This is a genomic window from Mesorhizobium sp. M2A.F.Ca.ET.046.03.2.1 (genome assembly GCF_003952425.1).
Lineage (GTDB): Bacteria > Pseudomonadota > Alphaproteobacteria > Rhizobiales > Rhizobiaceae > Mesorhizobium.
Window position 1 is genome coordinate 6,682,702 of record NZ_CP034449.1, and the last position, 24,298, is coordinate 6,706,999.

Consider the following 24,298-nt stretch of genomic DNA (forward strand, 5'->3'; position numbering starts at 1 on the left):
AACTCAATCCAACATGACGATGGCCGTCGGCGCATCCTCATGGCTCTCGGCAAGTTCCTCAAATTCCGTGATCTTGTCGATTTCGGTGCCCATCGAAATGTTGGTGACGCGCTCGAGGATGAATTCCAGCACCACCGGAACCTGATGCTCCTTCATCAGCCGCTGCGCTTCCTTGAAGGCGCCGGCGAATTCCTCGGGCTTCTTCACGCGGACCGCCTTGCAGCCCATCGCCTCGGCGACGGCGACATGATCGACGCCGTAGCCCGCCTCCGGATCGCCTGCGCGGTTGACGTTCTCGAAGGCGAGGCTCACCTCGTAATCCATCGAAAAGCCGCGCTGCGCCTGGCGGATCAGGCCGAGATAGGCGTTGTTCACGACGACATGGATGTAAGGCAGCTTGTGCTGGGCGCCGACCGCCAGTTCCTCGATCATGAACTGGAAGTCGTAGTCGCCCGAGAGCGCGACGATGGCGCGATCCGGATCGGCGGCGCGCACGCCGAGGGCTGCCGGCAGCGTCCAGCCGAGCGGTCCGGCCTGGCCGCAATTGATCCAGTTGCGCGGCTTGTAGACATGCAGGAACTGCGCGCCGGCGATCTGCGACAGGCCGATGGTGGTGACATAGGTCGTGTCGCGGCCAAAGGCCTTGTTCATCTCCTCATAGACGCGCTGCGGCTTCAGCGGCACCTGCTCGAAATGCGTCTTGCGCTTCATCGTCTTCTTGCGCTGCTGGCATTCCTTGGCCCAGCCCGACCAGTCCCGCAGCCTGCCGGCCGTGCGCCATTCGGTGGCGACGTCGAGCAGGATCTTCAGCGCGGCACCTGCATCCGCGACGAGGCCGAGATCCGGCGCGAAGACGCGGCCGATCTGCGTCGGCTCGATGTCGACATGGATGAATTTCTTGCCCTTGGTGTAGACGTCGACCGAGCCGGTGTGACGGTTGGCCCAGCGGTTGCCGATGCCGAAGACGAAGTCTGACGCCAGCATCGTCGCGTTACCGTAGCGGTGCGACGTCTGCAGGCCGCACATGCCGGCCATCAGCCGATGGTCGTCGGGGATCGCGCCCCAGCCCATCAGCGTCGGGATGACCGGCACGCCGGTGACTTCGGCGAACTCGATCAAGAGGTCGGATGCATCGGCATTGATGATGCCGCCGCCGGCGACGATCAGCGGCTTTTCCGCTTCGTTGAGCATCGAAAGCGCCTTCTCGGCCTGGGCGCGTGTCATCGCCGGCTTGAAGGGCGCGAGCGGCTCATGGGCGTCGATGTCGAACTCGATCTCGGCAAGCTGGACGTCGAGCGGCAGGTCGACCAGCACCGGCCCGGGGCGCGAGGAGCGCATCAGGTGGAACGCCTTCTGCAGCGCCATCGGCACCAGGTAAGGTTCCATGACGGTGACCGCCCATTTGGCGACGGGCGCGGCGATCGAAGCAATGTCGACGGCCTGGAAATCCTCCTTGTTCAGCCGGGCGCGCGGCGCCTGCCCAGTGATGCAGAGGATCGGGATGGAGTCCGCCGAGGCCGAGTAGAGGCCGGTGATCATGTCGGTGCCGGCCGGACCGGACGTGCCGATGCAGAGGCCGATATTGCCGGGCTTAGCGCGCGTATAGCCTTCGGCCATATGCGAGGCGCCCTCGACATGGCGGGCAAGCACATGGCGGATGGTGCCGCGCGCCTTCAGCGCCAAATAGAGCGGGTTGATCGCCGCGCCCGGCACGCCGAAGGCATTGGTGATGCCTTCCTTTTCGAGAACGAGAACCGCCGCGTCGACAGCGCGCATCCTGGCCATTGCAAGCCTCCATTTCGTTGGTTGGCTTGATAGTGACAGCGCGCGTTCGATTTTTCAATTTTTTCAGAATATTTTTTCATTTCTAGCAAACGGCGTTTACCCGTTGAATTCACGTCATTTTCGGTTTTCCAGAAATTCACCCTGCCAGAACGATGAAAAACTTTTTCATTGCACCTCGCGCGAATTCAGCGAGAATGCCGCCTATGGAAACGACGGAAAAACGCCAGCGCGGCCGGCCGCGCGCCTTCAATGGTCCATCCGAAGCGGCGTCGGTGCAGTCGCTCGACCGGGCGCTGCGCATCCTCGCTATCGTCGCCGAGGCCAGCGGCCTGTCGCTCAGCGAAATCGCCGCGCAAAGCGGCATTGCCGCCTCCACCGCCTATCGTATGCTGACGACCCTGGAAAACCACGGCATGGTCGAGTTCGATACGACCGACCAGCTCTGGTCGGTCGGCGTCGAGACCTATCGCATGGGGGCCGCCTTCCTGCGGCGGCGCAAGCTGGTCGACCGCGCCCGCATCGTCATGCAGGAGCTGATGGAGAAGACCGGCGAGACCGCCAATCTGGGGGTCGCCGAGGATGATTGCGTCGTCTTCGTCAGCCAGGTCGAGACGCATCAGGCGATCCGCGCCTTCTTCCGGCCGGGCACACGCAGCCCCTTCCATGCTTCCGGCATCGGGAAGGCAGTGCTGGCGCATCTCGAGCCGGAACGGGTAGCCGCGATCCTGCGCAAGGCAGGCCTGCAGCGCTACACCGACAAGACGCTTTCCGACATCTCGGCCCTCGCCCACGATCTCGCCACCATCAAGCATCGCGGCTGGTCCGTGGACGACGAGGAACGCCACCCGGGCATGCGCTGCGTGGCCGCGGCCATCTTCAACGAATATGGCGAGCCGATCGGCGGCATTTCGGTGTCCGGCCCGACGGTGCGGGTCACGCCCGAGCGGCTGGCCGAAATCGGCCCGCTGGTGCACGACGCCGCGGTCGAGGTGACGAAGATGATCGGGGGCGTGAAAGCGTATTAGGACACGCCCGGCAAGGCGCTCTTGGCCGATATGTCGAAGAAATCGAGCAGGATGGCCAACCCGACGCCGCAGGCCGCCAGGATAAGGCCGGCGATAAATATCCGACTGGCGCGGTCATGAACGCTTCGCTGCAGGGATTTGATGTCGAGCAGGATGGCGAGCGCCCGGATCTGCAGCGCAATGCCGACCAGGATCGGCAGGACGGCGACCAGGTGGTAGGTCTGCCATGGGATCGGGTTGGCCGCCCAATGCGTGATGAAGCCTAGCGAGAACGCAAGCAGGATGCCGACGATGGTGATGGTGCCGTTGCGGAAAACTGGTTCGACCCGTTCTTCCTTGGGATCCTGCTGGTCCATGCCACCCTCCCCTCGATTGGCGCCAAAGCCAGACTAAACGCTTGCAAAATCGCTGTACATCGCTGGATGCCTGGCAGGATCCGACCGGGCATAGGCCGGACCACCGGCTTGACCATCTTGCCGGGGCGTCGGGATGCGTGCGAAAGGGCACGCATGCGGAAAACAGTCGTCCTTCTATCCGCCGCTTCGCTTTGCGGATGCGTGGCGGCGGCACCGGCGCCGGTCGAACCCATCGGCAATCCCAGCGGCAACCCGCTGGTCGATCCTGTTCCGATCTCGCTGGCGATGGAGGAGATCGTCACCGCCGGCGTCCGCCAGCACCTGAAGAACCCGCTCGCCGCCAAGTTCCGAACGATGCTCGCCGGAGAACGCAGTTTGAACGGCCGCCACGAAATCGTGGTGTGCGGCTATGTCGACGACAAGGGTTCTTCGGGCGGCAACGAGCCTTTCATCGGCAAGATCTATCCCGATGCCGGAAACAGTTTCGAACTCGTCGCGATAAATGACGCCTCAGTCAGCGGCGCCTGCAAGGCGGCCGGACTGGCGATGCCGGAGCTGAAGCCCAATTCCTAAATCGGTCGGGGCGGGAAAGCTGTTCGCTTAACCAAGCCAGTTAGGCTGGTGGCACTGCACAGGGATTTTGAAAGCTGCCGTTTGTCGACGGGCACGATTTTCACCGTTCCTTTCCGGGAAATCAGCGCAAACGCCAAGGATTGGCCGAAGCCTTCCAACCTCGTCATCCCTGGGCGGAGCAGCCGCGAAGCGGCGTCGCGGAGACCCTGGAATCCATTCCGTGACCGTGGTTAAGAGTGCAGCGGAGCAGAATTCTGCACCGCGGCAGCGCTCATGCATCACGGAATGGATCCTCGGGTCTGCGCGCGTCGCTTCGCTCCTTGCTCCGCCCGTGGATGACGACTGAGTGGCGTTTCGGCCAATCTCCAAGGCATGCGCAACATAAACATAGCCGACCAGTCAAAATCCCTGTGCTGGGAACTGGTGTCTAACGCTCGAACGCAAGAAAAGGGGCCGCGTGCAGCCCCTCTTTCCTGGCCCGCCTTCTCTTACAGATGGCAATAGTGCGGGTAACCGTCGTAGCCGATATAGGTGTTCGTATCCGGGTCATAGCTGCCGTAGCGGGCCATGCAGCGGCGAACATGCCAGGAACCTTCATAGCCGCCTTCCTCGACATAGACGGTGCGGGGCTGCTGCTGGGCGAGCAGGCTGCCGAGCACGAAGCCGCCGACGCCGGCGGCGATGCCGATGCCGAGCTCGCGGCGGTGATGATGGCCGTGGGCGGCCGAAGGCTGGACGGTGCCGACGAGCGAGCCGGCGGCGACGGTGGTGGCGATGAGGCCGGAAACGATGGTGCGCTTGAACATGACGATCTCCTGGTTTCGTTGGAGAGGCGAACCATCCGCCTCTTGATCGTCTGTCGCCGTGGCATCGAGAAAGGTTCGAAGATTTTTTGAGATTTTTTCCAAGGGAGTAGCGAATAGCGCGTAGGCAATAGCGAATAGCGACCAGAACTGAGGTCCTCTATTCGCTATTCGCTATTCGCTCACCTCATCCCATCCCCGTGACATGCCTCAGCCAGAAGGCGAGCACGATGAAGCCGACGAAAGTGGCGACGCCGGTCCAGTCGATATTGGCCTTCTTCAGATCGCTGACGACCTTCACCAGGAGAAGCCAGGTCACGACTATGAGCGGCAGGATGATGACGAATCTGATCATGCGGCACCCCGTTCGATGCGATTGCGCCTGAACAGGATGTAGGAAGCGGTGCGCCACTTTTCAGCAGGTCGGCAAAGCCACAGCCTCCACCAGCAAGCCAAAACTGAGTTTTGTCTTTACTGGCGCACGAAATGTGCTACCGGAGCGCCGTGCCCTTGTAGCTCAGCTGGTAGAGCAGCGGTTTTGTAAACCGAAGGTCGCGGGTTCGATCCCTGCCGGGGGCACCAGAAGTTTCACAACTCAGCCTGACTTCTTGATACCTCGCCCCCTGACGCGCACGTGCTTAACGGGGCCGATCTCTCGCATCTCTCCCGATGATGAAGGCCGGACCCACTTTACGGACCCGTTGTGCGGTCGCTTTCAGATATAGGCAAGCCGCCTCGCAGGTCGGTTACATACTTTATCAGCTGTCGTTTTTCGTCATGCAGCGCAGGAAGGCTCTTTAGGAAGAAACTTTCAGGCGTCCCATACCGCGCTTCGTCTTGCTCTTTAGAAAGGATGATCCATTCGACAGTTTCGAGGGCGGCCAACGCGTATCCCAGCCGACTGTTAAGTTTTGGCAGAACTGAGAAGTCGCAACTTCTTACCCTAATCCACCTGCTTCCAATTAGCTCGTAAACCCTGCCATCGCCATTTTTCTGAAGAGCAGGACTATGATCTAATCAACCCTCTTTCTGATATTGCCGACGCATCGGTTGGGCTAGAATCTTGGCAGAAGGAATGCGACAAAAACGGGTTCCAAAGCCCGGGGCGAAAATTCCCGCACCGGGAATGTACGTGGCCGAACCGTTCTGATTCATGCTTTTCCCGAGTCCGAAAGCTGTTGATAACAAAAAGGTACTGCTGGAATACACGATAACTAGGTCTTTCACACGGAGCGTGATTGCTGACGGCGTTGTCAGAAAACCATCGTTGAGACAATCCCACAGGTCAAGTGGAGGCCTACCATCTGATATCCTGTAAATTATTGCTAGTCGATCAAATGCTCCCACACGTTTGTTGGGAAACGATATATCGCCATAGCCAAGTCGAATATTGTGACCACGCAACGCGGTCGCCATATGTGCAGAAGCGGATTTTATCTTGTCCAGCCAATCGAAGGCCGCGTCAAGTTGGGTCCACGTCAATCTCCCGCCATCAACCATGGCTTTCACAGCCGTGATCGATGGGTCCTCTATCTTCCGCGCAAACAACCTGTTGCATTCTTTGTGGGAATTTAAGCTAAGCTGACGCCAAGTCGGTTGAATGGTCTCAGACACTCGGAAAGCTGAAGCTTTCCTTTCGCCCACATCGCCAGCATATTTGTGCAGCCATTGCGGAAGTGGATGCTCCAGCGACGCTTCTTCCCCCGCGATCACCCCACCGCAAAGGACACAAGTCGTAATAAATGTGTTTTGGATGCCTGCGCTGTCAGCAATCTCAAGCCGACCGCCAGCCTGGAAACGGCGGGGTATAAATGGCAGGTTCTCACCCGCTGGTCGAGCGACCTCGACCAGCGGCGTAACATCTATCACCCCGTCTCCGCCCGCACTCATGCCACGTTCATAGCGCGTTTAAGCAGCATTGCTAGCTTGCATTTACCGCCAGTAAGCCTCTGGAAGTGGACACGTACCCGGAGATTAGCCAATCCAATTGAGATATTTTTGGCGCGCTTCTGGAGACCGATGGCAGAATTTTCTGTCCGGTTGGAATACGAAGGATGGTTCGGGTTGCGGTATAACAAAGACCCCGTTCAGATTTTGAGGATCGCGGACACCGATAGCTTCACAGATCGCGGACACCGATAGCTTCACAGGTGGAATGTGGGGTAAGATAAAAGAATGACATTGACGGCATCACAGCTAAGCCAAAATTTCCATTCGAATGGGGATCTCCAGGCCCTTCGCAGCATAGTCGTACGGCGAGCTCACACCCCAATCGCCGCCACCAGCACCCGGTTCTGCCTTCGTATCGCCGCCCTCAGCTCCGGTATCCTCGCCTCGTCGCGCTTCACGAACTCGATGAACATCATGTTCATGTTGTTGAAGATCAGCTCGCCCACCGCCGAGCCGTCGATGTCGGCGCGCACAAGGCCGATCTGCTGCAGGCGGGCGATCAGCGCGCTGATCTGCCGGGTCAGCTCGCGGTCGAGCGCGGTGTAGGTCTGGCCGAAGAGGCTGTCGGGCAGTTGCGTCGAAATCGCCATCGCCTGGCGCCACATCTCCTTGCTGAGGTAATTCAGCGAGTGCTCGATATAGATGCCGATCAGCGTGTCGAGCGCGTCGCCGACATTGGCGGGCGGGCTGGCGACCACGCCTCGCCCGGCATTCAGCACCTCGTTGACCTCCATGGAAACGATGGCGCCGAGGATGTCCCCCTTGTTCTGGTAGTAATTATAGATCGTGCCGATCGAGACCTCGGCTTGTGCGGCGATCGCCTCGATCTTGGCGCCTTCATAGCCGGCCTCGCGAAACAGCGCGGTGGCCGCATCGATGATGCGGCGGTGCCTGTCCGCCTTCTGCCGTTCGCGCAATCCGCTCATATCGGCCTCTTTGCCACAAAATCATAATTGACTCAATTTTAGAATTGGTTCAACTTTTCTTCCAACAAGCCAGCAAGGCAGGGAGAACACTCGATGACCGTCAACGCCCGCAATCCGCTTTCCACCCTCAAGTCCCATCTCGCAGCCGCTTGCGCGGTCGCCGCGCTGCTTCTTGCAGCCGGTGGCGCTGAGGCCGCCGATCTCAATGCGCTGATCTGGTGCGACCATTCCGATCCGGCGCTGCTCGAGCCCTTCGAGAAGGCAAACGACGTCAAGGTCAACGTAAAGGAGTTCGAAGGCACCGGAGCGGGGCTGGCCATCGTCGACCAGTCGCAACCCGGCGACTGGGACGTGATGGTGATCGATTCCATCGACGTGCCGCGCGGCGTCGAAAAAGGCCTGTTCGAGCCGCTGCCCGAGGATAAATTGCCCTTCGCCGACCTCTTCCCGGAAGTGAAGATGGACAAGTCGACCATCGTCGACGGCAAGCGCTACGGCATCACCGAAAAGTTCGGCTACAACACGATCGGCTTCAACAAGACCAAGGTCGACCCGGCCGACATGCAGTCGCTGGCCTCGCTCACCAGCGACAAATACAAGGGCAAGGTCGCGATCTACGATTACTACCTGCCGGTGATCGGCATGGCGGCTTTGGCGATCGGCAAGAAGACCGCCGATCTCACCGAGGCCGACCTGCCAGCGCTGAAGGCCGAGCTCCTCAAGATGAAGGCCAATGCCAAGCTGGTCGGCGAGGTCACCGCCAGCCAGACCGCATTGGCCACCGGCGAGGTGGACGTTCTTGTCGGCGGCGGCGAGTGGGTCACGGCCGGCCTTGCCAAGGAAAATCCGGCGCTCGACTTCTCGATCCCGAAGGAAGGTGCTGTGCTCTGGTCGCAGTCGCTCGCCATGTTCAAGGATTCCAAGAACAAGGACATGGCGCTGAAATTCATCCAGTACATCATGAGCCCTGAGGGCCAGGCGCGGCTTGCCACCTCGTCCTGCTACTGGGGCATGCCGGCGAACACCAAGGCGGCGCTGACCGACGAGCAGAAGAAGATCCTGCGCTTCGACGAGCAACCTGGCTTCCTCGCCCGCGCCCAGGCCTATCCGGCGCCGAACGCCGACCTCGACAAGAAGATGCAGGACATGTGGACCGAGATGCTGCAGGCGCAGTAAATCGGCCGATGAGTGTTTCTGGAAGCAACTCGCGTGCCCTGCCCTGGGCGCTGGTCACGCCGGCGCTGGCGTGGACGCTGCTGTTCTTCGTGCTGCCCTTCATCGCCATGGGGTTTTCCAGCCTCACCGCGCATGAAGGCGGCGGCTTCACCTTGGCCAATTACAGCCAGTTCTTCACCGATCCGTCCTATTGGCGGTCGATGGTGAACTCACTGGAGGTCACGGCTATCGTCACCGTGATCTCGATCCTGCTCGCCTATCCCTTCGCCTGGATCCTCGCCGAAATGGTCCCGCAACGCTGGCAACGGCTGGCGCTGATGCTTGCCGTGCTGCCGTTCTGGACCTCCTATGTCGTGCGCTCCTATTCCTGGCTGCTGGTGCTGGCGCAGAACGGCGTCATCAACCGGGCGCTGACCGGCATGGGCCTCATCGCCGAGCCGCTGCAGCTCGCCAACACGCGTTTCGCCACCGTCACCGGCTTCGTGCATTTCTTCGTCATGCTGTTGACGCTGACGATCTTCGCCAATCTGAAGCAGCTCAGCCCGAGCTACCGCAGGGCGGCCGCCGATCTCGGCGCCGGGCCGGTGCGGACCTTCCTGCATGTCGTGCTGCCGCTGACCCTGCCCGGCATCATGGTCGGCGCCTTCCTTACCTTCGTGCTCTGCATCGGCGACTACATCACGCCGCAGATTCTTGGCGGCAACAACGAGCTGGTCATGCCGCAGCTGGTCATGATGCAGATCGGCCGGCGCGGCGATTTCCCGCTGGCCTCCGCGCTGTCGATCATCCTGATGGCTGTCGTCACCATCGCCTATCTCGCCTGCGCGCGCTGGCTGAAGATCGAGCGGGCCTGACGATGCGCGCCGCCGTCCGCTTCGCCGCCTGGCTCTACGCCGTCGCCGTCTATGGCTTCATCTTCCTGCCGGTGGTGGTGCTGGTGCTGTTCTCGCTGCAGGCCACCTCCTTCCCTATACCGCCTTTCACCGGCCCGTCGCTGCGCTGGTACCAGGCGGTGCTTTCAGACGCGAGGCTCACCTCAGCGCTGGTCAATTCACTGCTGGTGGCGGTGCTGTCCTCGCTCGCATCGGTCACGCTCGGATTTCTGTCCGCCTGGGGTTTCGCGCGCTTCGTCCTGCCGGGCTCGGCCTTGCTGCGCGGGCTGATCACGCTGCCGCTCACCGTCAGCTATCTCATCATCGGCATGGGCCTGCTGGTGCTGTTCAACTGGGCCGGTGTGCCGAAATCGCTGCTTGCGGCCGGCATCGGCCATGTGGTGATCAACCTGCCGCTCTGCTTCGCCATCATCTACAGCCAGATGGGCGACCACCAGATCAACATCGAGCGCGCCGCGCGCGACCTCGGCGCCGCCGAATGGAAGGTGCTGCTCCTGATCACCGTGCCGGTGATGGCGCCGGCGATCTTCGCCGGCTTCTTCCTGTCGATGACATTTTCCTGGGACGAGTTCGTCATCTCCTTCCTGCTCACCCGCTTCGAGACGACGCTGCCGGTGGAAATCTGGAACCTGCTGCGTTCCGGCCTCAATCCCAAGACCAATGCCGTCGGCTCGCTGGTCTTTGCCGTCTCCATCGTGCTGGTGGTGTTTTTCGAACTGACGCTGTTGCGGAGAAAGCCGGCATGAGCGCGCCCCTTGTCGACATCCGCAACGTCTCGCACCGCTTCGGCCAGTTGCCGGTGCTGAAGAACGTCTCGCTGGCGATCGACCCCGGCAGCTACACGATCCTGCTTGGGCCGTCGGGTTCCGGCAAGACGACGCTGCTGTCGATCCTTGGCGGCTTCGTCACGCCCAGCGAAGGCAAGGTGTTCATCCGCGGCGCGGACTGCACCGCCGTGCCGCCGGCCAAGCGCCCGACGACCACCGTGTTCCAGGATTATGCGCTGTTTCCGCATATGAGCGTCGGCGGCAATGTCGGTTTCGGCTTGCGCATGCAGGGCGTCGACGGCGCGACCCGGGCGGCGAAGGCGCGCGATGCGCTTGCCCTTGTCGGGCTGGCGGCCGCCTTCGACAAGAAGCCGCACCAGCTCTCCGGTGGCCAGCGCCAGCGCGTCGCGCTGGCCCGTGCGCTGGTCATCGAACCGGCGGTGCTTTTGCTAGACGAGCCGCTCGGCGCGCTCGATCTCAAGCTGCGGCGGCAGATGCAGGATGAGCTGAAGGCGATCCAGAAGCGCGTCGGCACCGCCTTCGTCCATGTCACGCACGATCAGGAAGAAGCGATGGCGCTGGCAGACCACTGCGTGGTGATGAATGACGGGCGCATCGAGGACGAAGGCCCGCCCGAGCGCGTCTATGCGCGGCCGAAGACACGCTTCTCGGCGACCTTCATGGGCGAAAGCACCATTCTTGCCGGCACCGTGACCGAAGCGGAGAACGGGATCGTCACCGTCTCGACGGCGGCCGGGCCGGTCTCGCTGCCCGGCGCATCGACTGCCGGCACCACGGTCGCGCTCGCCATCCGGCCGGAGCACCTGGTTCTCGGCGACGCGAAAGGCAATGTCGCGCTCGGCGCCGGCAAGGTCGGCGATATCGTCTTCCAGGGCAGCTTCAAGCGCGTGCTGGCCACGTCGACGCTGGATCCGGCACTGCAGTTCATCGCCAAGGCTTCCGCTTCCGCCACCGTTCAGGCGCGCGACACGATAGCGATTTCGTGCAACGCTCAAGATATCATCCTGCTGGCGGACTGATCCATGAGCACGCTTCCGGTCATCGAGGCTCCGGACTGGTACGAAACCATCCGCACGGGCGACGACATCACGCTCATCCATGAGCCATGGATCAAGCCGTTCTTCCGCTGCAACATCTGGCATGTGCGCGGGCGAGACCGAGACCTGTTGTTCGACACCGGGCTTGGCCATTTCAGCCTGAGAAGCCACGTGCCGCTTGTCAGCGAGCGCAAGCTCACCTGCGTGGCCAGCCACACGCATTTCGACCATATCGGCTGCCACCACGAGTTCCCGGACCGCTGCGTGCATTCGGCCGAAGCGGCAATCCTTGCCGATCCGCGCAACGAATGGACGGTCGCCGATCGCTACGCCAATGAGGAGATGTTCGACGGCGCACCGGAAGGCTGGGATACGGCGCGCTATCGCATCCTGCCCGCGCCGGCCGGCCGGTTGCTTGAACACGGCGACATCGTCGATCTCGGCGATCGCGCCTTCGAGGTCATCCACACGCCGGGTCACTCGCCGGGCGGCATCGCGCTTTACGAGAAGAAGACCGGCATCCTTTTGTCCGGCGACATCGTCTATGACGGGCCGCTGATCGACGACGTCTACCACTCAAATGTCGAGGACTATGTCGGGACGCTGCTTGCCATGCGCGGGCTCGATGTCTCGGTCGTGCATGGCGGCCATTTCCCAAGCTTCGGCAAGGTGCGCTACCGGCAACTCATCGACGAGTATGTCGCCGGCAAGCGCAAGGCGGGCTGCCACCTGCAGGGCGGCTGAGCGAGCGATAAGGGAAGCGAAGCCTACAGCGCCCGTTGCGGGCAAGGTGTACCCGTGGCATCGCCGCAACGGGAAGCTGTCGGCTGCGGCCGCTGGCTCGTCTCTTCCGAATGACGCACGAGTTCGGCGAACATAAGCGCGAAACTTCCCATCATCAGGAAGACTATGATCAGACGCGTTACCGGCAATAGACAGGTCTCTCGACTGGCCAGCCCCCGCCAACCCATCCACTGTCGGCTAACATGATCGATCCGCCTTTACGAGTGTTTAAGCCTCCTCTTAACCATTGCGGCCATCACATTCATGTCGCGCCTGTCACGAAGCGCGACTGGTGACCCGCCAGCCGGCACGCCGCCCTTCACAGATATGGGCGGCGCATGCTACGCCGTCGCCGGCGCGGCCCCGCAGACGGTCGCCCTCCGGGAGCCATGAGCAAAGCCGCCAGCCGTTTCGCCTTCGTCTCTTCCGACACCGACGACGCCCTCGCCGCGCGGGAAAGCCTGTCGGCGCGCTATGGGCAGGTGCCTGTCGCTGACGCGGAGATCATCATCGCGCTCGGCGGCGACGGTTTTCTACTGCAGACGCTGCGCGAGACGATGAGCACGGGCAAGAAGGTCTACGGCATGAACCGTGGCACCATCGGCTTCCTGATGAATGAATATCGCGCAGGCGGTCTCGAGGAGCGCATCGCCAACGCCGTTGCCGAGACGATCCGGCCGCTGGAAATGGTCGCCGTGACGCATGACGGCGAATCCGTATCCGCGCCGGCCATCAACGAGGTGGCGCTGTGGCGCCAGTCCTACCAGACCGCGAAGATCCGCATCACTGTCGACGGCCAAGTGCGGTTGGAGGAGTTGAACTGCGACGGCGTCATGATCGCCACTCCCGCCGGCTCGACGGCCTACAATCTGTCGGCGCACGGGCCGATCCTGCCGCTCGATGCGCCGCTCCTGGCATTGACGCCGGTCAGCCCTTTCCGGCCGCGCCGCTGGCGCGGGGCGCTGCTGTCCAACAAGGCGACGGTGCGTTTCGACATATTGGAAGCCGAAAAGCGCCCGGTGAATGCCGCCGCGGACCATACCGAGGTCAAGGCGGTGGCTTCCGTCACCGTGCGGGAATCGCCGACGGCGACGGCAACTTTGCTGTTCGATCCGAACCATTCCTGGAACGAACGCATCCTTGCCGAGCAGTTCCGCTACTGAGCCGGCGCAACGATACCTGTTCGATTAAGCATCGCGATTAAGGTTACGTCTTCACAATCACCGGGATTTCCGGCTGTTTGTGTTGACAAATCGCGGACTTGCGCCTAACTGCAACCGCGATCTTGCAGGCGCGCGGCGCCTGCCGCAACACGCGTTGCGATTTCCCGAACCAGCCAAAGACAACAAACACTTGTCCTCAGACACCCAGACCGTTCAAGAAGCGTTGACCTTTTCGGACCTTGGCCTTTCGCCCAAGGTCCTCTCCGCAGTCTCAGATGCCGGCTACACCAAGCCGACTCCGATCCAGGCCGGCGCCATCCCGCATGCGCTGCTCGGCAAGGATGTGTTGGGCATCGCCCAGACCGGCACCGGCAAGACCGCTTCCTTCGTGCTGCCTATGCTGACGCGATTGGAAAAGGGTCGCGCTCGCGCGCGCATGCCACGCACGCTGATCCTCGAACCGACCCGTGAGCTCGCCGCGCAGGTCGAGGAAAACTTCATCAAATACGGCAAGAACCACAAGCTCAACATCGCGCTTCTGATCGGCGGCGTCTCCTTCGACGAGCAGGACAAGAAGCTCGAGCGCGGCGCCGACGTGCTGATCGCGACACCTGGCCGTCTGCTCGACCATCGCGAGCGCGGCAAGCTCCTGCTCAACGGCGTCGAGATCCTCGTCATCGACGAGGCCGACCGCATGCTCGACATGGGCTTCATTCCCGACATCGAGCGCATCTGCGAGATGATCCCGTTCACGCGCCAAACGCTGTTCTTCTCGGCGACGATGCCGCCGGAAATCACCAAGCTCACCGAGAAGTTCCTGCACGCGCCGGTGCGCGTCGAGGTTTCCAAGGCCGCCTCCACCGCGACCAGCATCACGCAGCGGCTGGTGAAGTCCGGCAACAAGCCTTGGGAGAAGCGCGAGACGCTGCGCAATCTGATCAAGGCCGAAGACGCCGACCTGAAGAACGCCATCATCTTCTGCAACCGCAAGGTCGAGGTGTCGGAACTGTTCCGGTCGCTGTTGAAGCATGATTTCGATGCCGGCGCGCTACATGGCGACATGGACCAGCGGGCGCGCATGCAGATGCTCAACAATTTCCGCGACGGCAAGCTGCGCTATCTCGTCGCCTCTGACGTCGCCGCGCGCGGCCTCGACATTCCCGATGTCAGCCACGTCTTCAACTACGACGTGCCGATCCATGCCGAGGACTATGTCCACCGCATCGGCCGCACTGGACGCGCCGGGCGCGCCGGCAAGTCCTTCACCATCGCCACCCGCTCCGACACCAAATATGTCGACGCGATCGAGAGGCTGATCGGCACCAAGATCGAATGGCATGACGGCGACTTGTCGACCGTGACCGAAAGCGAAGGCGAGGAGCAGCCGCGCCGCGGCCGCGGCGCGCCGCGTCGCGCCGGCCGCAAGGACGAGGACCGCAAGGATCGCGGCGAGCGCCGGAAGGACCGCCACGCCAAGCGGGACGAGACGCCCGAGCCCGTGCGCGAAGAGCAGCCCGTCGCTGAAGTGGCCGATATCGCCGAACGCCGCGCCCGCAAGGACGCGATCCGTTCCGAGAACGAGCGCAAGGGTTCGGGCAACCGTCACGAGCACCGCGGCGACGCCCGCCCACAGCGCGACCGCCCCGGCCGCCATCGCGAGGAAGACGACGCGACCGTCGGTTTCGGCGACGACGTGCCGGCCTTCATGCGAATTGTCGCGAAAGTCTGAAGCTCCACCTGTAGAAGCAGACATGAAAACGGCCCGGTTTGGGCCGTTTCCTTTTTTGCGCTGGCTGGCACGCCCTGCCCTACATCGGTCCAGGCATCATCTTGGTCGGCTTTTCCAGCATCGGGAACTCGGCCTTGGTGCATTTCACGTTCGGGTTCGTCGGGGTGAACATGCCGTTCGGATTGTCCCTGAACAGCCAGGCATGCAGGTCGTAGTGGACGAACTCCCGCGGGATGAGCGGGTAGTGCCCTTCCATCGGTCCCATGAACTTCTGGCCGAACAGCGTCGGAACCGCCTTCACGTCCGGCGTCAATGGAACCAGCCATTCCACGGCGACCAACTTCAAACCCTTCTTCGTCGGCTCGTAGATCAGGACGTTGGGCTTCATCGGGTCGAGCGGCTTGCCGATGCTCGGGACATTGACGAAATGGACACCCATGGCGCCCTTAGGATAGTACATCGCGCCGTCAATCTTCTCGCCGCCATAGTAGACGCAGCCTTCGGTCGACAGATAGAGGTCGCGGATGGCGGCGGTGTAATCTTCATATTTGGCCAGCGATTTCTTCAGGGCTTCGATATCGGCCTTGCTGGCATCCTCTGCCCGGGCTGTGGCGGCTCCGAGCCATGCGCCCAAAAGGCCAGTCAAAACGAGGACGCCGCAGCGCCCGAGGCGAGCTGTTCTTGTCATGCATTCCTCCCAGATCCTTGATCTGGCCGTGCAAGACCGGGGCGGCAGATGCGATTGCGCGGCCGGTTTGACCGCCCCATCCCCTCTGGAACAGTTGGATGGTAGTCCTTTCCCTGGATTTGGAAAGTATCAATTAGAACAAGCTAATGTCCTACGACCTTTGACCCATCCTTGGACACGCCAACAAAAAACGGCCCCTTACGGGACCGTTTTGCTTCGATGGCGGTGCGCAGTTGGGCGCGGCTCTTTCAGGTGAGCGGCGACAGCTGGATTTCGACGCGCCGGTTCTGCTCGCGGCCGGCGGCCGTGGCATTGGATGCGATCGGGCGCGTCTTGCCGAAGCCGGTGACGGCGAAGCGGCGCTGATCGACGCCCTGGCCGGCGAGATAATTGGCGACGGCGAGCGCGCGGCGCTGCGACAGGTCGAAATTGTGTTCGTCGCCGCCGGTCGAATCGGTGTGGCCGAACACGTCCACCGTGGTCTGGCGGAACTTCTTCAGCACCAGCGCGACCGAATTCAGCACCGGATAGAAGCCCGGCTTCACCGCGTCCTGGTCGACGTTGAAGGTGATGTCGGACGGCATGTTGAGGATGATCTGGTCGCCGCTGCGGGTGACGCTGACGCCGGTGCCCTGCAACTGACGGCGAAGCTCGGCCTCGTTCTGGTCCATGGTCGCGCCGATCGCGCCGCCGGCGAGCGCGCCGATGCCGGCGCCGATCAACGCATTGCGGCGGTCATTGCCGCCCGCGAGCAGACCAAGGCTGGCGCCTGCCAGCGCGCCAAGGCCGGCGCCGGCCGCCGTGTTGGAAATCTTCTGGTCGCCGGTATACGGATCGGTGGTGGTGCAGGCGCTCACCAGCACAGCCGTCGCCACGACGACGAGCACGGTCTTCTTCATGAGATTGGTCCCTCTCCAGTTCGCGGCCCTTGCGACCGCGCCAAATCAGCCCTTCCGCAGCCTTGTAGCATGAAATGCGGCGAAAAACGGAACGGGAATGCGGCCGCAAAACCCGCTAGCCGTTCCCGCTTCGCCTCTACCACAGATTCTTGCCGTCGATGACCACCACCTCGACCTTGTCCAGGTCGAAATCGTCGAACAGGCGCGAATTGACGCTGATCTTCGGGTTGTCGAAATCCGGCTTCCCGGTCGACCAGTCAGGCGTCTCAGTGAAGGTGCCGCAACCGCAAATGGCGCAGAAACCATGCTTCACGGTCTTCGAGCCCCAGCGATAGAAGGAGACGTTCTCCGGCGGGCTCGTGAGCTTGAATTGCGACGGGACATAGTAGGCCCACAGCGACCCGCGCTTCGAGCAGAACGAGCATGTGCATTGCGTCACCGTCTGCGGCGCCTCGGCAACCTCGAAGGTTGTCGCCTTGCAATGGCAGCTGCCTTTGATGGTCATGAACTCACCTCTCCGTTGTCCGCCGCCCGCATTGCACGCAATTCCGAACGGAAAACCGCTTCGCACTTTTCCTGGGAATTGCTTCGTGGCAAGGCAACATAAAGAAGCCGTCCTGACAACTGTCTGGCAGCAGCTTCAGCAGAGATGTTGGCGTGCTCGAAGGCTAGTAAGAGGGCGGCGGGACGAACAGGCAGATGGTCTTGCCGGCGTCGAGCCCAGCCTGATGCGCGCACCAGTGATATTCGCCGTCGGGCGAATTCTTGATCCGCTTGTCGCTGTAGGCCACCACCTCGCCCGTGCCTTTTATGACATAGCCTTCGGGCCGCTCGCTGATCGATGACTGCGGCACTTCCTTGCAATCGAAGTTGGCACAGCAGGCAAAGGGGTATTTCCAGCCTTGTGGCACGGCCGCCGTAGGCTGGGCGTCGTGCGCGATGGCCGGCGGCGTCAGCACCGAGACAGCTCCAACAGCGAAGAGGGAGAACAACAGTCGGCCAGCCGGTCGAGCGGCTTGGGCCGATCTTGATGTGGCAGCAGACATCGAAACGTTCCTTTCGAGCATCAAGCGTTTCAGCTTGCCCGTTCCCGGAACGTGTCTTCCCAGTGGCCGGATCGTCGGTCGCAGTTTATGCCGCGTCCGGCCATAAATGCTTCTATCCCACAGCTCGGATGCTGAGCTGATTCCATAGCCAGCGCAAGAAGTGGGCGCGCCATGGCGACGCGCCGGTTTCAAGCTTCGGCGACGGAAAGGATGCGCAGACCTGGGTGGCAACTCCAGACAACGGCCTGCGCCCAGGGTGCCTAAGAACGAAGTTCCTCCAAAGGAAGTTCCGACCTTCAGCCGTCGGCGTGTTCACGATATTGCGGCAGATCGTCTGTAACCGTGAACCACGGCGCCTTTGAACCGACGAAGATATGTGCGCTCGGGCGAATGCCTGGATCGTCCATCAGCGTCCCCATGGCGACATGGACATAGGCGCCTTCGCGGACCAATGAATAGACGAGCGAGCCGCAGCGGCCGCAATGCGCGTCATGGCCGCTCTCGTCGCCGAAAATCAGCAGCCTGTCGTCGCCCGCGGTGAGACGGAACTTGCCGCGCTCGATGCCGGCGAAGGGCTTGAACGCCGCCCCCGTCGTGCGCCGGCAGTTGGAGCAGTGACAGTTCGCGGCATAGACGAATTCGTCCGCCACTTCATAGTGGACGGTGCCGCAGAAGCATTTTCCGGTAAGTTTGCGCGTCACCGGCTTTTCTTCCTTTGCGCAACGGCAGCATATGCCCAGATTCAGGTTAGGCTGAGCCGAGAATAGCGGTTTTCAAGAACCGGAGCGGAGCGTACATAAGGTACGTGAGCACCGGAAGCGCAGGAAATCGCCGTTCGCAGGCCGGCCTCACCTGAATATGGGCATATCCTAATCCAGGTCCGCCACCGCTTCGCCTGCACCACCCTCGATGCGATGCGAGAGCGAAGCTTCCATGAACTCGTCGAGGTCGCCGTCGAGCACGCTCGACGGCGAGGTGCTTTCGACGCCGGTGCGCAGATCCTTCACGAGCTGATAGGGCTGCAGCACGTAAGAGCGGATCTGGTGGCCCCAGCCGATGTCGCTCTTCGACGCCTCCGTGGCGTTGGCGACCGCCTCGCGCTTCTTCAGCTCTTCCTCGTAGAGGCGCGAGCGCAGCATTTCCCAGGCCTTGGCGCGGTTCTTGTGCTGCGAGCGCTCGGCCTGGCAGGCGACCGCTATGCCGGTCGCGAGATGGGTGATGCGGACCGCCGAGTCGGTGGTGTTGACGTGCTGGCCGCCCGAGCCCGAGGAACGATAGGTGTCGATGCGCACGTCGGATTCGGAAACATTGATCTCGATCGAGTCGTCGATGACCGGATAAACCCAGACGCTGGCGAAGGAGGTGTGGCGCCGCGCATTGCTGTCGTACGGCGAGATGCGCACCAGGCGGTGGACGCCGGATTCCGTTTTCAGCCAGCCATAGGCGTTGTGGCCCTTGATCAGCACGGTGGCGGACTTGATGCCCGCCTCCTCGCCGTCATGGACTTCCAGCACCTCGACCTTGAAGCGGCGGCGCTCGGCCCAGCGCGTGTACATGCGCAGAAGCATCGAGGCCCAGTCCTGGCTTTCGGTGCCGCCCGCGCCGGCATGGATTTCGAGATAGGTGTCGTTGGCGTCGGCTTCGCCGGAGAGCAGCGTCTCGACCTGCCGAGCCTTCGCCTCGCCCTGCATCGAGCGCAGCGCAGCCTCCGCTTCCGCGATGATGCCGTCGTCGCCCTCTTCCTCGCCGAGCTCGATCAGGCCGATATTGTCTTCCAGCGCCTGGGTCAGCCCCTTGACGGCGGCGATACCGTCCTCGAGCTCCTGGCGCTCCCGCATCAGCTTCTGCGCTTCGATCGGATCATTCCAGAGGCTGGAATCCTCGGCGCGCGAATTCAGGTACTCAAGCCGCTTTACAGCCTGATCCCAGTCAAAGATGCCTCCTCAGCAGGGTTATCGCCTGCCTGATTTCGTCGACAATGTTGAGCGTTTCCGCGCGCATGGCTCTTCGTTCGGTCCTGTCTTTTCGGTCTTTTCGGAATAGGCGCGATACATAGGCACGGCATCGCCGCCTGTAAAGCGAAATGGGCCGACGGTTTCGCGCCGGCCCATTCCGGATTGCAGGAGATCAGTAGAGCCCGCCGCCGCCGTCCTGGATGGCCTGGTTGGCCTGCGGCGACAGCGCGCCGCCCGAGCCGTTGGAGCCATCCGCGCCCATGCCGATCACCCAGTAGCTGTCGGCCGGACCGGTGCCGGGCTTGAACGCCTCGACGATGGTGTTGGGATCGCCTTCGGCGGCGCGCATGCCGGTCTTGCGGTTGATGGCAATGAGCTTCATGCCGTCCGGAACCTGGAAGTCGGTGTTCGGCTTGCCGTCCAGCGCCACACGCATGAAATCCTTGAAGATCGGCGCGGCGAGACCGCCGCCCGTGGCGCCCTTGCCGAGGCCGCGCGGCGTGTCGTAGCCCATGTAGAGACCGACGACGAGGTTCGGCGTGAAGCCGATGAACCAGGCGTCCTTCTCGTCATTGGTGGTGCCGGTCTTGCCGGCGATGTGGCGGCCGAGCTCGCCGATGGTGGCGCCGGTGCCGCGCTGGACCACGCCTTCCATCATCGAGGTGATCTGGTAGGCCGTCATCGGGTCGAGCACCTGCTCGGAATTGTCGACCAGCTCCGGCTCGGGTTGGTTCTTCCATTCGGCGGCGTTGCAGCCTTCGCAGCCGCGCTCATCCTGCTTGAACACCGTCTTGCCGTAGCGGTCCTGGATGCGGTCGATCAGCGAGGGTTTGATCGATTTGCCGCCGTTGGCCATGATCGAATAGGCCGAGACCATGCGCATGACGGTCGTCTCGCCGGAGCCCAGCGCCATCGGCAGATAGGGCGCCAGATGATCGTAGACACCGAAGCGCTCGGCATATTCCACGACCAGCTTCATGCCCATGTCGTTGGCGAGCCGCACCGTCATCAGGTTGCGCGACTTCTCGATGCCGGAGCGCAACGTGGCCGGGCCAGCGACCGTGCCGTCATAGTTCTTCGGGGTCCAGGTGGTGTTGCCGCTCTGGATGGTGATCGGGCCGTCCATGATCACCGAGGCCGGCGTATAGCCATTGTCGAGCGCGGCCGAATAGACAATCGGCTTGAACGAGGAGCCGGGCTGGCGCATCGCCTGGGTCGCGCGGTTGAACTCGGACTGCGCGTAGGAGAATCCGCCGACCATGGCGAGCACGCGGCCGGTATGCGGATCCATGGCGACGAGACCGCCCTCAACCTCGGGCACCTGGCGCAGCATATAGGTGTTGTCGGAACCTTCGTTCTTCTGCACGAAGACGACGTCGCCGGGCTCCAGCACTTCCGCCGGAGACTTCGCCCTGACGGACTTGCCGTTGACGAAATGGCGCATGGCAAAGCCCATGTCGTCCTTGCTGACGGTGCCCTGGACGCGGTCCTTGACCAGCTCGCCGGAGACCTGGCGCGTCGGCTGGATGCCGATGGTCAGGCCGTCCGCCGAACTATCGAGCACAACGGCAAGCTTCCATTCCGGCACGTCCTCTAGGCCCTTCGCGTTACCGAGCGGCACGCCCCAGTCGCCGGAAATGTCGATATGCGTGACCGGACCGCGGTAACCGCGCAGCATGTCGTATTTGAGCAGGCCGTTCTGCAGCGACTTGCGGGCGATAAGCTGGATGTTCGGATCGAGCGTGGTGCGCACCGACAGGCCGCCCTCATAGAGCGCGTTCTCGCCGTAGCGGGCGATGATCTGGCGGCGGACTTCCTCGGTGAAATACTCGCCGGCAAACAGATAGGAGCCATTGCGGCGCGGCGTCACGCCAAGCGGCTCGCCCTTGGCCTTGGCGCCCTCCTCGCGGGTGACGTAGCCATTCTCGACCATCTGGTCGATGACCCAGTTGCGGCGCTCGATCGCGCGGTCAGCATGCTTGAAGGGGTGATAATTGTTCGGGCCCTTGGGCAGCGAGGCGAGATAGGCGGCTTCCGCGACCGTCAGCTCGTTGACCGACTTGTCGAAATAGGTGAGCGCGGCACCCGCGACGCCATAAGCGCCGAAGCCGAAGAAGATTTCGTTGAGGTAGAGTTCGAGGATGCGGTCCTTGGAATAGGCCTGCTCGATGCGGAAGGCCAGGATCATCTCCTTGATCTTGCGCTCGTAGGTCTGGTCCGAGGTGAGCAGGAAGTTCTTCGCCACCTGCTGGGTGATGGTCGAAGCGCCGACCTGGCGCCGGCCCGAGCCGAGATTCTGCAGGTTGACGATGATGGCGCGGCCGAGGCCGGTTACGTCAATGCCGGGGTGGTTGTAGAAGTTCTTGTCCTCGGCCGACATGAAAGCGGCCTTGACGCGGTCCGGGATGGCCTGGATCGGCAGATAGAGGCGCCGCTCGCGCGCATATTCCGCCATCAGCGAGCCGTCGGAGGCATGAATGCGCGTCGTCACCGGCGGTTCGTATTTGGCCAGAACCTCGTAGTCGGGCAGGTCCTTCGCGACATGGCTGATATAGATGGCAAGGCCGGCCGCCACCAGCAACGCCAGCGTCGTGCCGATGCCAAAGAAATAGCCGATGAGACGAATCATGCCCGCTCCAGTCCGAGGTTCGGGAATTTCCTAAACGAAGCCGGCAGTCGCGCAAGCTTCCCGGGGCGGTCCCAATCCGCAATCAAAAGACCCATGTCGCGACCATGTGGACAAAATACGGCAGCGCGAGATTTGAGGACTCGGTCGCCGAATAATAACGCCGGGTGTTGTCGTCATGCAACGCCGCTTATGGTTGCAGACCCCAAGCGGTTGTGGGGGCGTGGGCGGATCAACCGCCCGTCGCCGTTCCGGCCTTGGCAGCGGCAAACAGGGCGACCGCGTTGGTTATGCTTTGCGCGGCCTTGCCGCGCCAGTCGGCGCTGAGCAATTGCGCCTCGTCCTTGCTGTTGGAGAGGTAGCCAAGCTCGACCAGAACGGACGGCACGTCCGGAGCCTTGAGCACCTTGAAGCCGGCCGAGCGTTGCGGATTGTTGATGAGGCCGACGCTGGTCGACAATTGGCCGACCAGCGTGTGGGCGAAGCTCATCGAGAAGCCATGCGTTTCCCGGCGGATCAGGTCGATGAGGATGTCGGTGACTTCCTTGTTGTCGTCCTCGATCTTCATTCCCGCAAACTGGTCGGACAGGTTCTCGCGATCGGCGAGCGCCTGGGCTTCCGGGTCGGAGGCCTTGTCCGAAAGTGTGTAGACCGTGGCGCCGCGAAGACCTTTGACCGCGATCGTATCGGCATGGATCGAGATCAGGAGATCGGCCTCGTGCTGGCGCGCGATGCGCACGCGCTCGTCAAGCGCCAGGTAGACGTCGTCATCGCGGGTCATGAAGACATCGTATTTGCCGACCGCGGCCAGCTTGTCGCGCAATTCCTTAGCAAAAGCGAGTGTGACGTCCTTCTCGACCGTGCCGGCTGAGCTTTCGGCGCCGCCATCGACGCCGCCATGGCCAGGATCGATCACCACGGTGAAGCGATGACCGGGCGCCGAGACCGGCCCGGTGCCGACCCTCTCGCCTTTCTCGGTGGAGACCGTCGAACCGGTGGTCAGCGACTGGTTGGCCAGCGCCTCGTCGAACTCCCGTTCGGAGGCGGCCGACATGTCGATGGCGATGCGATAGCCGGTGCCGTCGTCATTCTTGAGCACGTCGAGCTTGTCGACGGCGAAAGGACCCTTGCCGGTGAGGATCAGTCGCGAGCCATGTCCCTGATCGCCGTAACGGACGGCCCGCACAAGGCCACGCGGCTTCACATCCTTGGTCTCAAGGGCGAATCGCGTGCGCGGCAGGTCGACGACCAGGCGATCGGGGCCGCGCAACAAGAACCACTTGACGTTCGGCTCGCTGTCGAAATTCACGACGATGCGCATCTTGGTGGCGTCGCCGGCCATCTTGTAGCCGGTCGCGCCAAGCAGGCCGTCGGCGCGCGCGGCGGCCGCGAAACAAAGCAGCAGCGCCAGCAGCAAAGCGGCCCAGGCCACGCGCGTGGCATGCGCCGCGGCCCTGCCCCTCTTGTCCGCGCTGCCCGCCAATCCCATCTCTTGTCCGTCGCTCCCGGTTTGACGCATTGCGCCCGGTCTTCTCGCCGAGTGCCCGTCAGGCCGCCAATTCGATTAACGATTGGTATTCAGAGAAGGTTAACCAAGCCTTTCATGAGGTGGGACAAATGGCACCTTCCCCAACGGAAGCGCTTTTTGCCGGCATCCGAAATCGGGGTTGCCTTCCATCCCGCCAAATCATAAAAGCGACATTGGATCACTGCAATCCTGGAACCGCTCGCCTCAGCAGTTTCCTGCCAAAGGTCGGATGCAAAGGCGGCTCCTTTATCCTTCCAGGCTCATGTGGTCGCGACGATTTTCGCAGGCGTGCTCCCGTGGCGGGGGAATCGCTTGCGTGAGGAAAACGGCCGGGTTCGCCCCGCGCCGGCTCTTCGTGAGCAAACAAGCTGGTCCGGCTCAGCCCGGGCTTTGGTTCAAAAGGTTCTGCTGGGTGCCGATGGCTTCAAGCGCAATCATGGAAAGGTCCGCATCAAACCGCGCCATCTTGGCTGCGGGCGGCACCGCCATCGCGCTCAAGCGGCGGCTAGCGGACATTCAATTATCCGGCATGCACACAGATACAGGCGCACAGCGGCGGGCATTGCCAC

The 24,298-nt window shown here is 62.3% G+C and carries 24 protein-coding genes and 1 tRNA gene; 10 read left to right on the forward strand and 15 right to left on the reverse strand.

Annotated features, from left to right (window positions below):
• Positions 1–3: 3 nt before the first annotated feature.
• Positions 4–1,785 carry a glyoxylate carboligase gene (gene gcl / locus EJ072_RS31935; protein ID WP_126082819.1) on the reverse strand — a complete coding sequence of 594 codons (1,782 nt, stop codon included), beginning with the start codon at positions 1,783–1,785 and terminating at the stop codon, positions 4–6.
• A gap of 203 nt (positions 1,786–1,988) precedes the next feature.
• Here gcl and bhcR point away from each other — a divergent pair, with 203 nt between their 5' ends.
• On the forward strand, positions 1,989–2,810 hold the full coding sequence (gene bhcR / locus EJ072_RS31940) for an HTH-type transcriptional regulator BhcR (RefSeq protein WP_126082820.1): 822 nt from the start codon (positions 1,989–1,991) through the stop codon (positions 2,808–2,810).
• Here the strand turns inward: bhcR and EJ072_RS31945 are convergent.
• A complete protein-coding gene (locus EJ072_RS31945) occupies positions 2,807–3,166 on the reverse strand; it encodes a hypothetical protein (RefSeq protein ID WP_126082821.1) in 360 nt (119 codons plus the stop codon). The two genes, bhcR and EJ072_RS31945, sit on opposite strands and share 4 nt — an antisense overlap.
• A 153-nt stretch (positions 3,167–3,319) precedes the next feature.
• Here EJ072_RS31945 and EJ072_RS31950 point away from each other — a divergent pair, with 153 nt between their 5' ends.
• Positions 3,320–3,739 carry a hypothetical protein gene (locus EJ072_RS31950; protein ID WP_126082822.1) on the forward strand — a complete coding sequence of 140 codons (420 nt, stop codon included), beginning with the start codon at positions 3,320–3,322 and terminating at the stop codon, positions 3,737–3,739.
• A 488-nt stretch (positions 3,740–4,227) separates the two neighbouring features.
• On the opposite strand, the gene EJ072_RS31955 is transcribed toward EJ072_RS31950, so the two are convergent.
• Together EJ072_RS31955 and EJ072_RS31960 are read right to left on the reverse strand one after the other, a co-directional pair.
• Positions 4,228–4,545 carry a BA14K family protein gene (locus tag EJ072_RS31955; RefSeq protein ID WP_126082823.1) on the reverse strand — a complete coding sequence of 106 codons (318 nt, stop codon included), beginning with the start codon at positions 4,543–4,545 and terminating at the stop codon, positions 4,228–4,230.
• 184 nt (positions 4,546–4,729) lie between these two features.
• The gene (locus tag EJ072_RS31960) at positions 4,730–4,897 is read right to left on the reverse strand and encodes a hypothetical protein (protein WP_095767587.1); all 168 of its coding nucleotides are present in this window, start codon (positions 4,895–4,897) and stop codon (positions 4,730–4,732) included.
• 151 nt (positions 4,898–5,048) lie between these two features.
• Between EJ072_RS31960 and EJ072_RS31965 the strand changes: the two genes are divergently transcribed.
• Positions 5,049–5,124: transfer RNA gene (locus EJ072_RS31965), tRNA-Thr, on the forward strand.
• 435 nt (positions 5,125–5,559) lie between these two features.
• On the opposite strand, the gene EJ072_RS31970 is transcribed toward EJ072_RS31965, so the two are convergent.
• Both EJ072_RS31970 and EJ072_RS31975 read right to left on the reverse strand, forming a co-directional pair.
• Complete coding sequence (locus EJ072_RS31970) at positions 5,560–6,432, reverse strand: hypothetical protein (RefSeq protein ID WP_126082824.1); 873 nt, start codon at positions 6,430–6,432, stop codon at positions 5,560–5,562.
• 371 nt (positions 6,433–6,803) lie between these two features.
• Positions 6,804–7,418: a TetR/AcrR family transcriptional regulator gene (locus tag EJ072_RS31975; protein ID WP_126082825.1), complete on the reverse strand. Its 615-nt coding sequence runs from the start codon at positions 7,416–7,418 to the stop codon at positions 6,804–6,806.
• Between the two features lie 93 nt (positions 7,419–7,511).
• Here EJ072_RS31975 and EJ072_RS31980 point away from each other — a divergent pair, with 93 nt between their 5' ends.
• The 7 genes from EJ072_RS31980 (at position 7,512) to EJ072_RS32015 (ending at position 14,987) form a co-directional block, all read left to right on the forward strand.
• On the forward strand, positions 7,512–8,594 hold the full coding sequence (locus tag EJ072_RS31980) for a spermidine/putrescine ABC transporter substrate-binding protein (protein WP_126082826.1): 1,083 nt from the start codon (positions 7,512–7,514) through the stop codon (positions 8,592–8,594).
• An 8-nt stretch (positions 8,595–8,602) separates the two neighbouring features.
• On the forward strand, positions 8,603–9,448 hold the full coding sequence (locus EJ072_RS31985) for an ABC transporter permease (RefSeq protein ID WP_126082827.1): 846 nt from the start codon (positions 8,603–8,605) through the stop codon (positions 9,446–9,448).
• A gap of 2 nt (positions 9,449–9,450) precedes the next feature.
• Positions 9,451–10,233, forward strand: a complete 783-nt coding sequence (locus EJ072_RS31990) for an ABC transporter permease (RefSeq protein WP_126082828.1) — start codon at positions 9,451–9,453, stop codon at positions 10,231–10,233.
• Positions 10,230–11,294: an ABC transporter ATP-binding protein gene (locus EJ072_RS31995; RefSeq protein ID WP_126082829.1), complete on the forward strand. Its 1,065-nt coding sequence runs from the start codon at positions 10,230–10,232 to the stop codon at positions 11,292–11,294. The genes EJ072_RS31990 and EJ072_RS31995 overlap by 4 nt, the downstream gene beginning before the upstream one ends.
• Before the next feature lie 3 nt (positions 11,295–11,297).
• Positions 11,298–12,056: an MBL fold metallo-hydrolase gene (locus tag EJ072_RS32000; RefSeq protein ID WP_126082830.1), complete on the forward strand. Its 759-nt coding sequence runs from the start codon at positions 11,298–11,300 to the stop codon at positions 12,054–12,056.
• Between the two features lie 428 nt (positions 12,057–12,484).
• Positions 12,485–13,258 carry an NAD kinase gene (locus EJ072_RS32010; protein WP_126082831.1) on the forward strand — a complete coding sequence of 258 codons (774 nt, stop codon included), beginning with the start codon at positions 12,485–12,487 and terminating at the stop codon, positions 13,256–13,258.
• A gap of 190 nt (positions 13,259–13,448) precedes the next feature.
• Positions 13,449–14,987, forward strand: a complete 1,539-nt coding sequence (locus tag EJ072_RS32015; protein ID WP_189343140.1) for a DEAD/DEAH box helicase — start codon at positions 13,449–13,451, stop codon at positions 14,985–14,987.
• A 79-nt stretch (positions 14,988–15,066) separates the two neighbouring features.
• Here the strand turns inward: EJ072_RS32015 and EJ072_RS32020 are convergent, their stop codons facing one another.
• From EJ072_RS32020 to EJ072_RS36215, 9 genes are all read right to left on the reverse strand, one after another.
• The gene (locus EJ072_RS32020; protein WP_126082832.1) at positions 15,067–15,675 is read right to left on the reverse strand and encodes a hypothetical protein; all 609 of its coding nucleotides are present in this window, start codon (positions 15,673–15,675) and stop codon (positions 15,067–15,069) included.
• 248 nt (positions 15,676–15,923) lie between these two features.
• A complete protein-coding gene (locus EJ072_RS32025) occupies positions 15,924–16,574 on the reverse strand; it encodes an OmpA family protein (RefSeq protein WP_126082833.1) in 651 nt (216 codons plus the stop codon).
• Positions 16,575–16,710: 136 nt separating this feature from the next.
• Positions 16,711–17,079 (reverse strand): GFA family protein, encoded by a 369-nt coding sequence (locus tag EJ072_RS32030; RefSeq protein WP_071036034.1) that lies wholly within the window; start codon positions 17,077–17,079, stop codon positions 16,711–16,713.
• A 163-nt stretch (positions 17,080–17,242) separates the two neighbouring features.
• Positions 17,243–17,620 (reverse strand): hypothetical protein, encoded by a 378-nt coding sequence (locus EJ072_RS32035; RefSeq protein ID WP_126064673.1) that lies wholly within the window; start codon positions 17,618–17,620, stop codon positions 17,243–17,245.
• 296 nt (positions 17,621–17,916) lie between these two features.
• The gene (locus tag EJ072_RS32040; protein ID WP_126082834.1) at positions 17,917–18,321 is read right to left on the reverse strand and encodes a GFA family protein; all 405 of its coding nucleotides are present in this window, start codon (positions 18,319–18,321) and stop codon (positions 17,917–17,919) included.
• Positions 18,322–18,489: 168 nt separating this feature from the next.
• Positions 18,490–19,621 (reverse strand): peptide chain release factor 2 gene (gene prfB, locus EJ072_RS32045; RefSeq protein WP_108702967.1). Its coding sequence is split into 2 segments (ribosomal slippage): positions 18,490–19,554 and positions 19,556–19,621, totalling 1,131 coding nucleotides; the frame shifts between segments, so codons are not numbered across the junction.
• 126 nt (positions 19,622–19,747) lie between these two features.
• Positions 19,748–22,204, reverse strand: a complete 2,457-nt coding sequence (locus EJ072_RS32050) for a penicillin-binding protein 1A (protein WP_126082835.1) — start codon at positions 22,202–22,204, stop codon at positions 19,748–19,750.
• A gap of 229 nt (positions 22,205–22,433) precedes the next feature.
• A complete protein-coding gene (locus EJ072_RS32055) occupies positions 22,434–23,690 on the reverse strand; it encodes an N-acetylmuramoyl-L-alanine amidase (RefSeq protein ID WP_126083817.1) in 1,257 nt (418 codons plus the stop codon).
• A 417-nt stretch (positions 23,691–24,107) separates the two neighbouring features.
• Positions 24,108–24,245, reverse strand: a complete 138-nt coding sequence (locus EJ072_RS36215) for a hypothetical protein (RefSeq protein ID WP_189343141.1) — start codon at positions 24,243–24,245, stop codon at positions 24,108–24,110.
• Positions 24,246–24,298 lie beyond the last annotated feature (53 nt).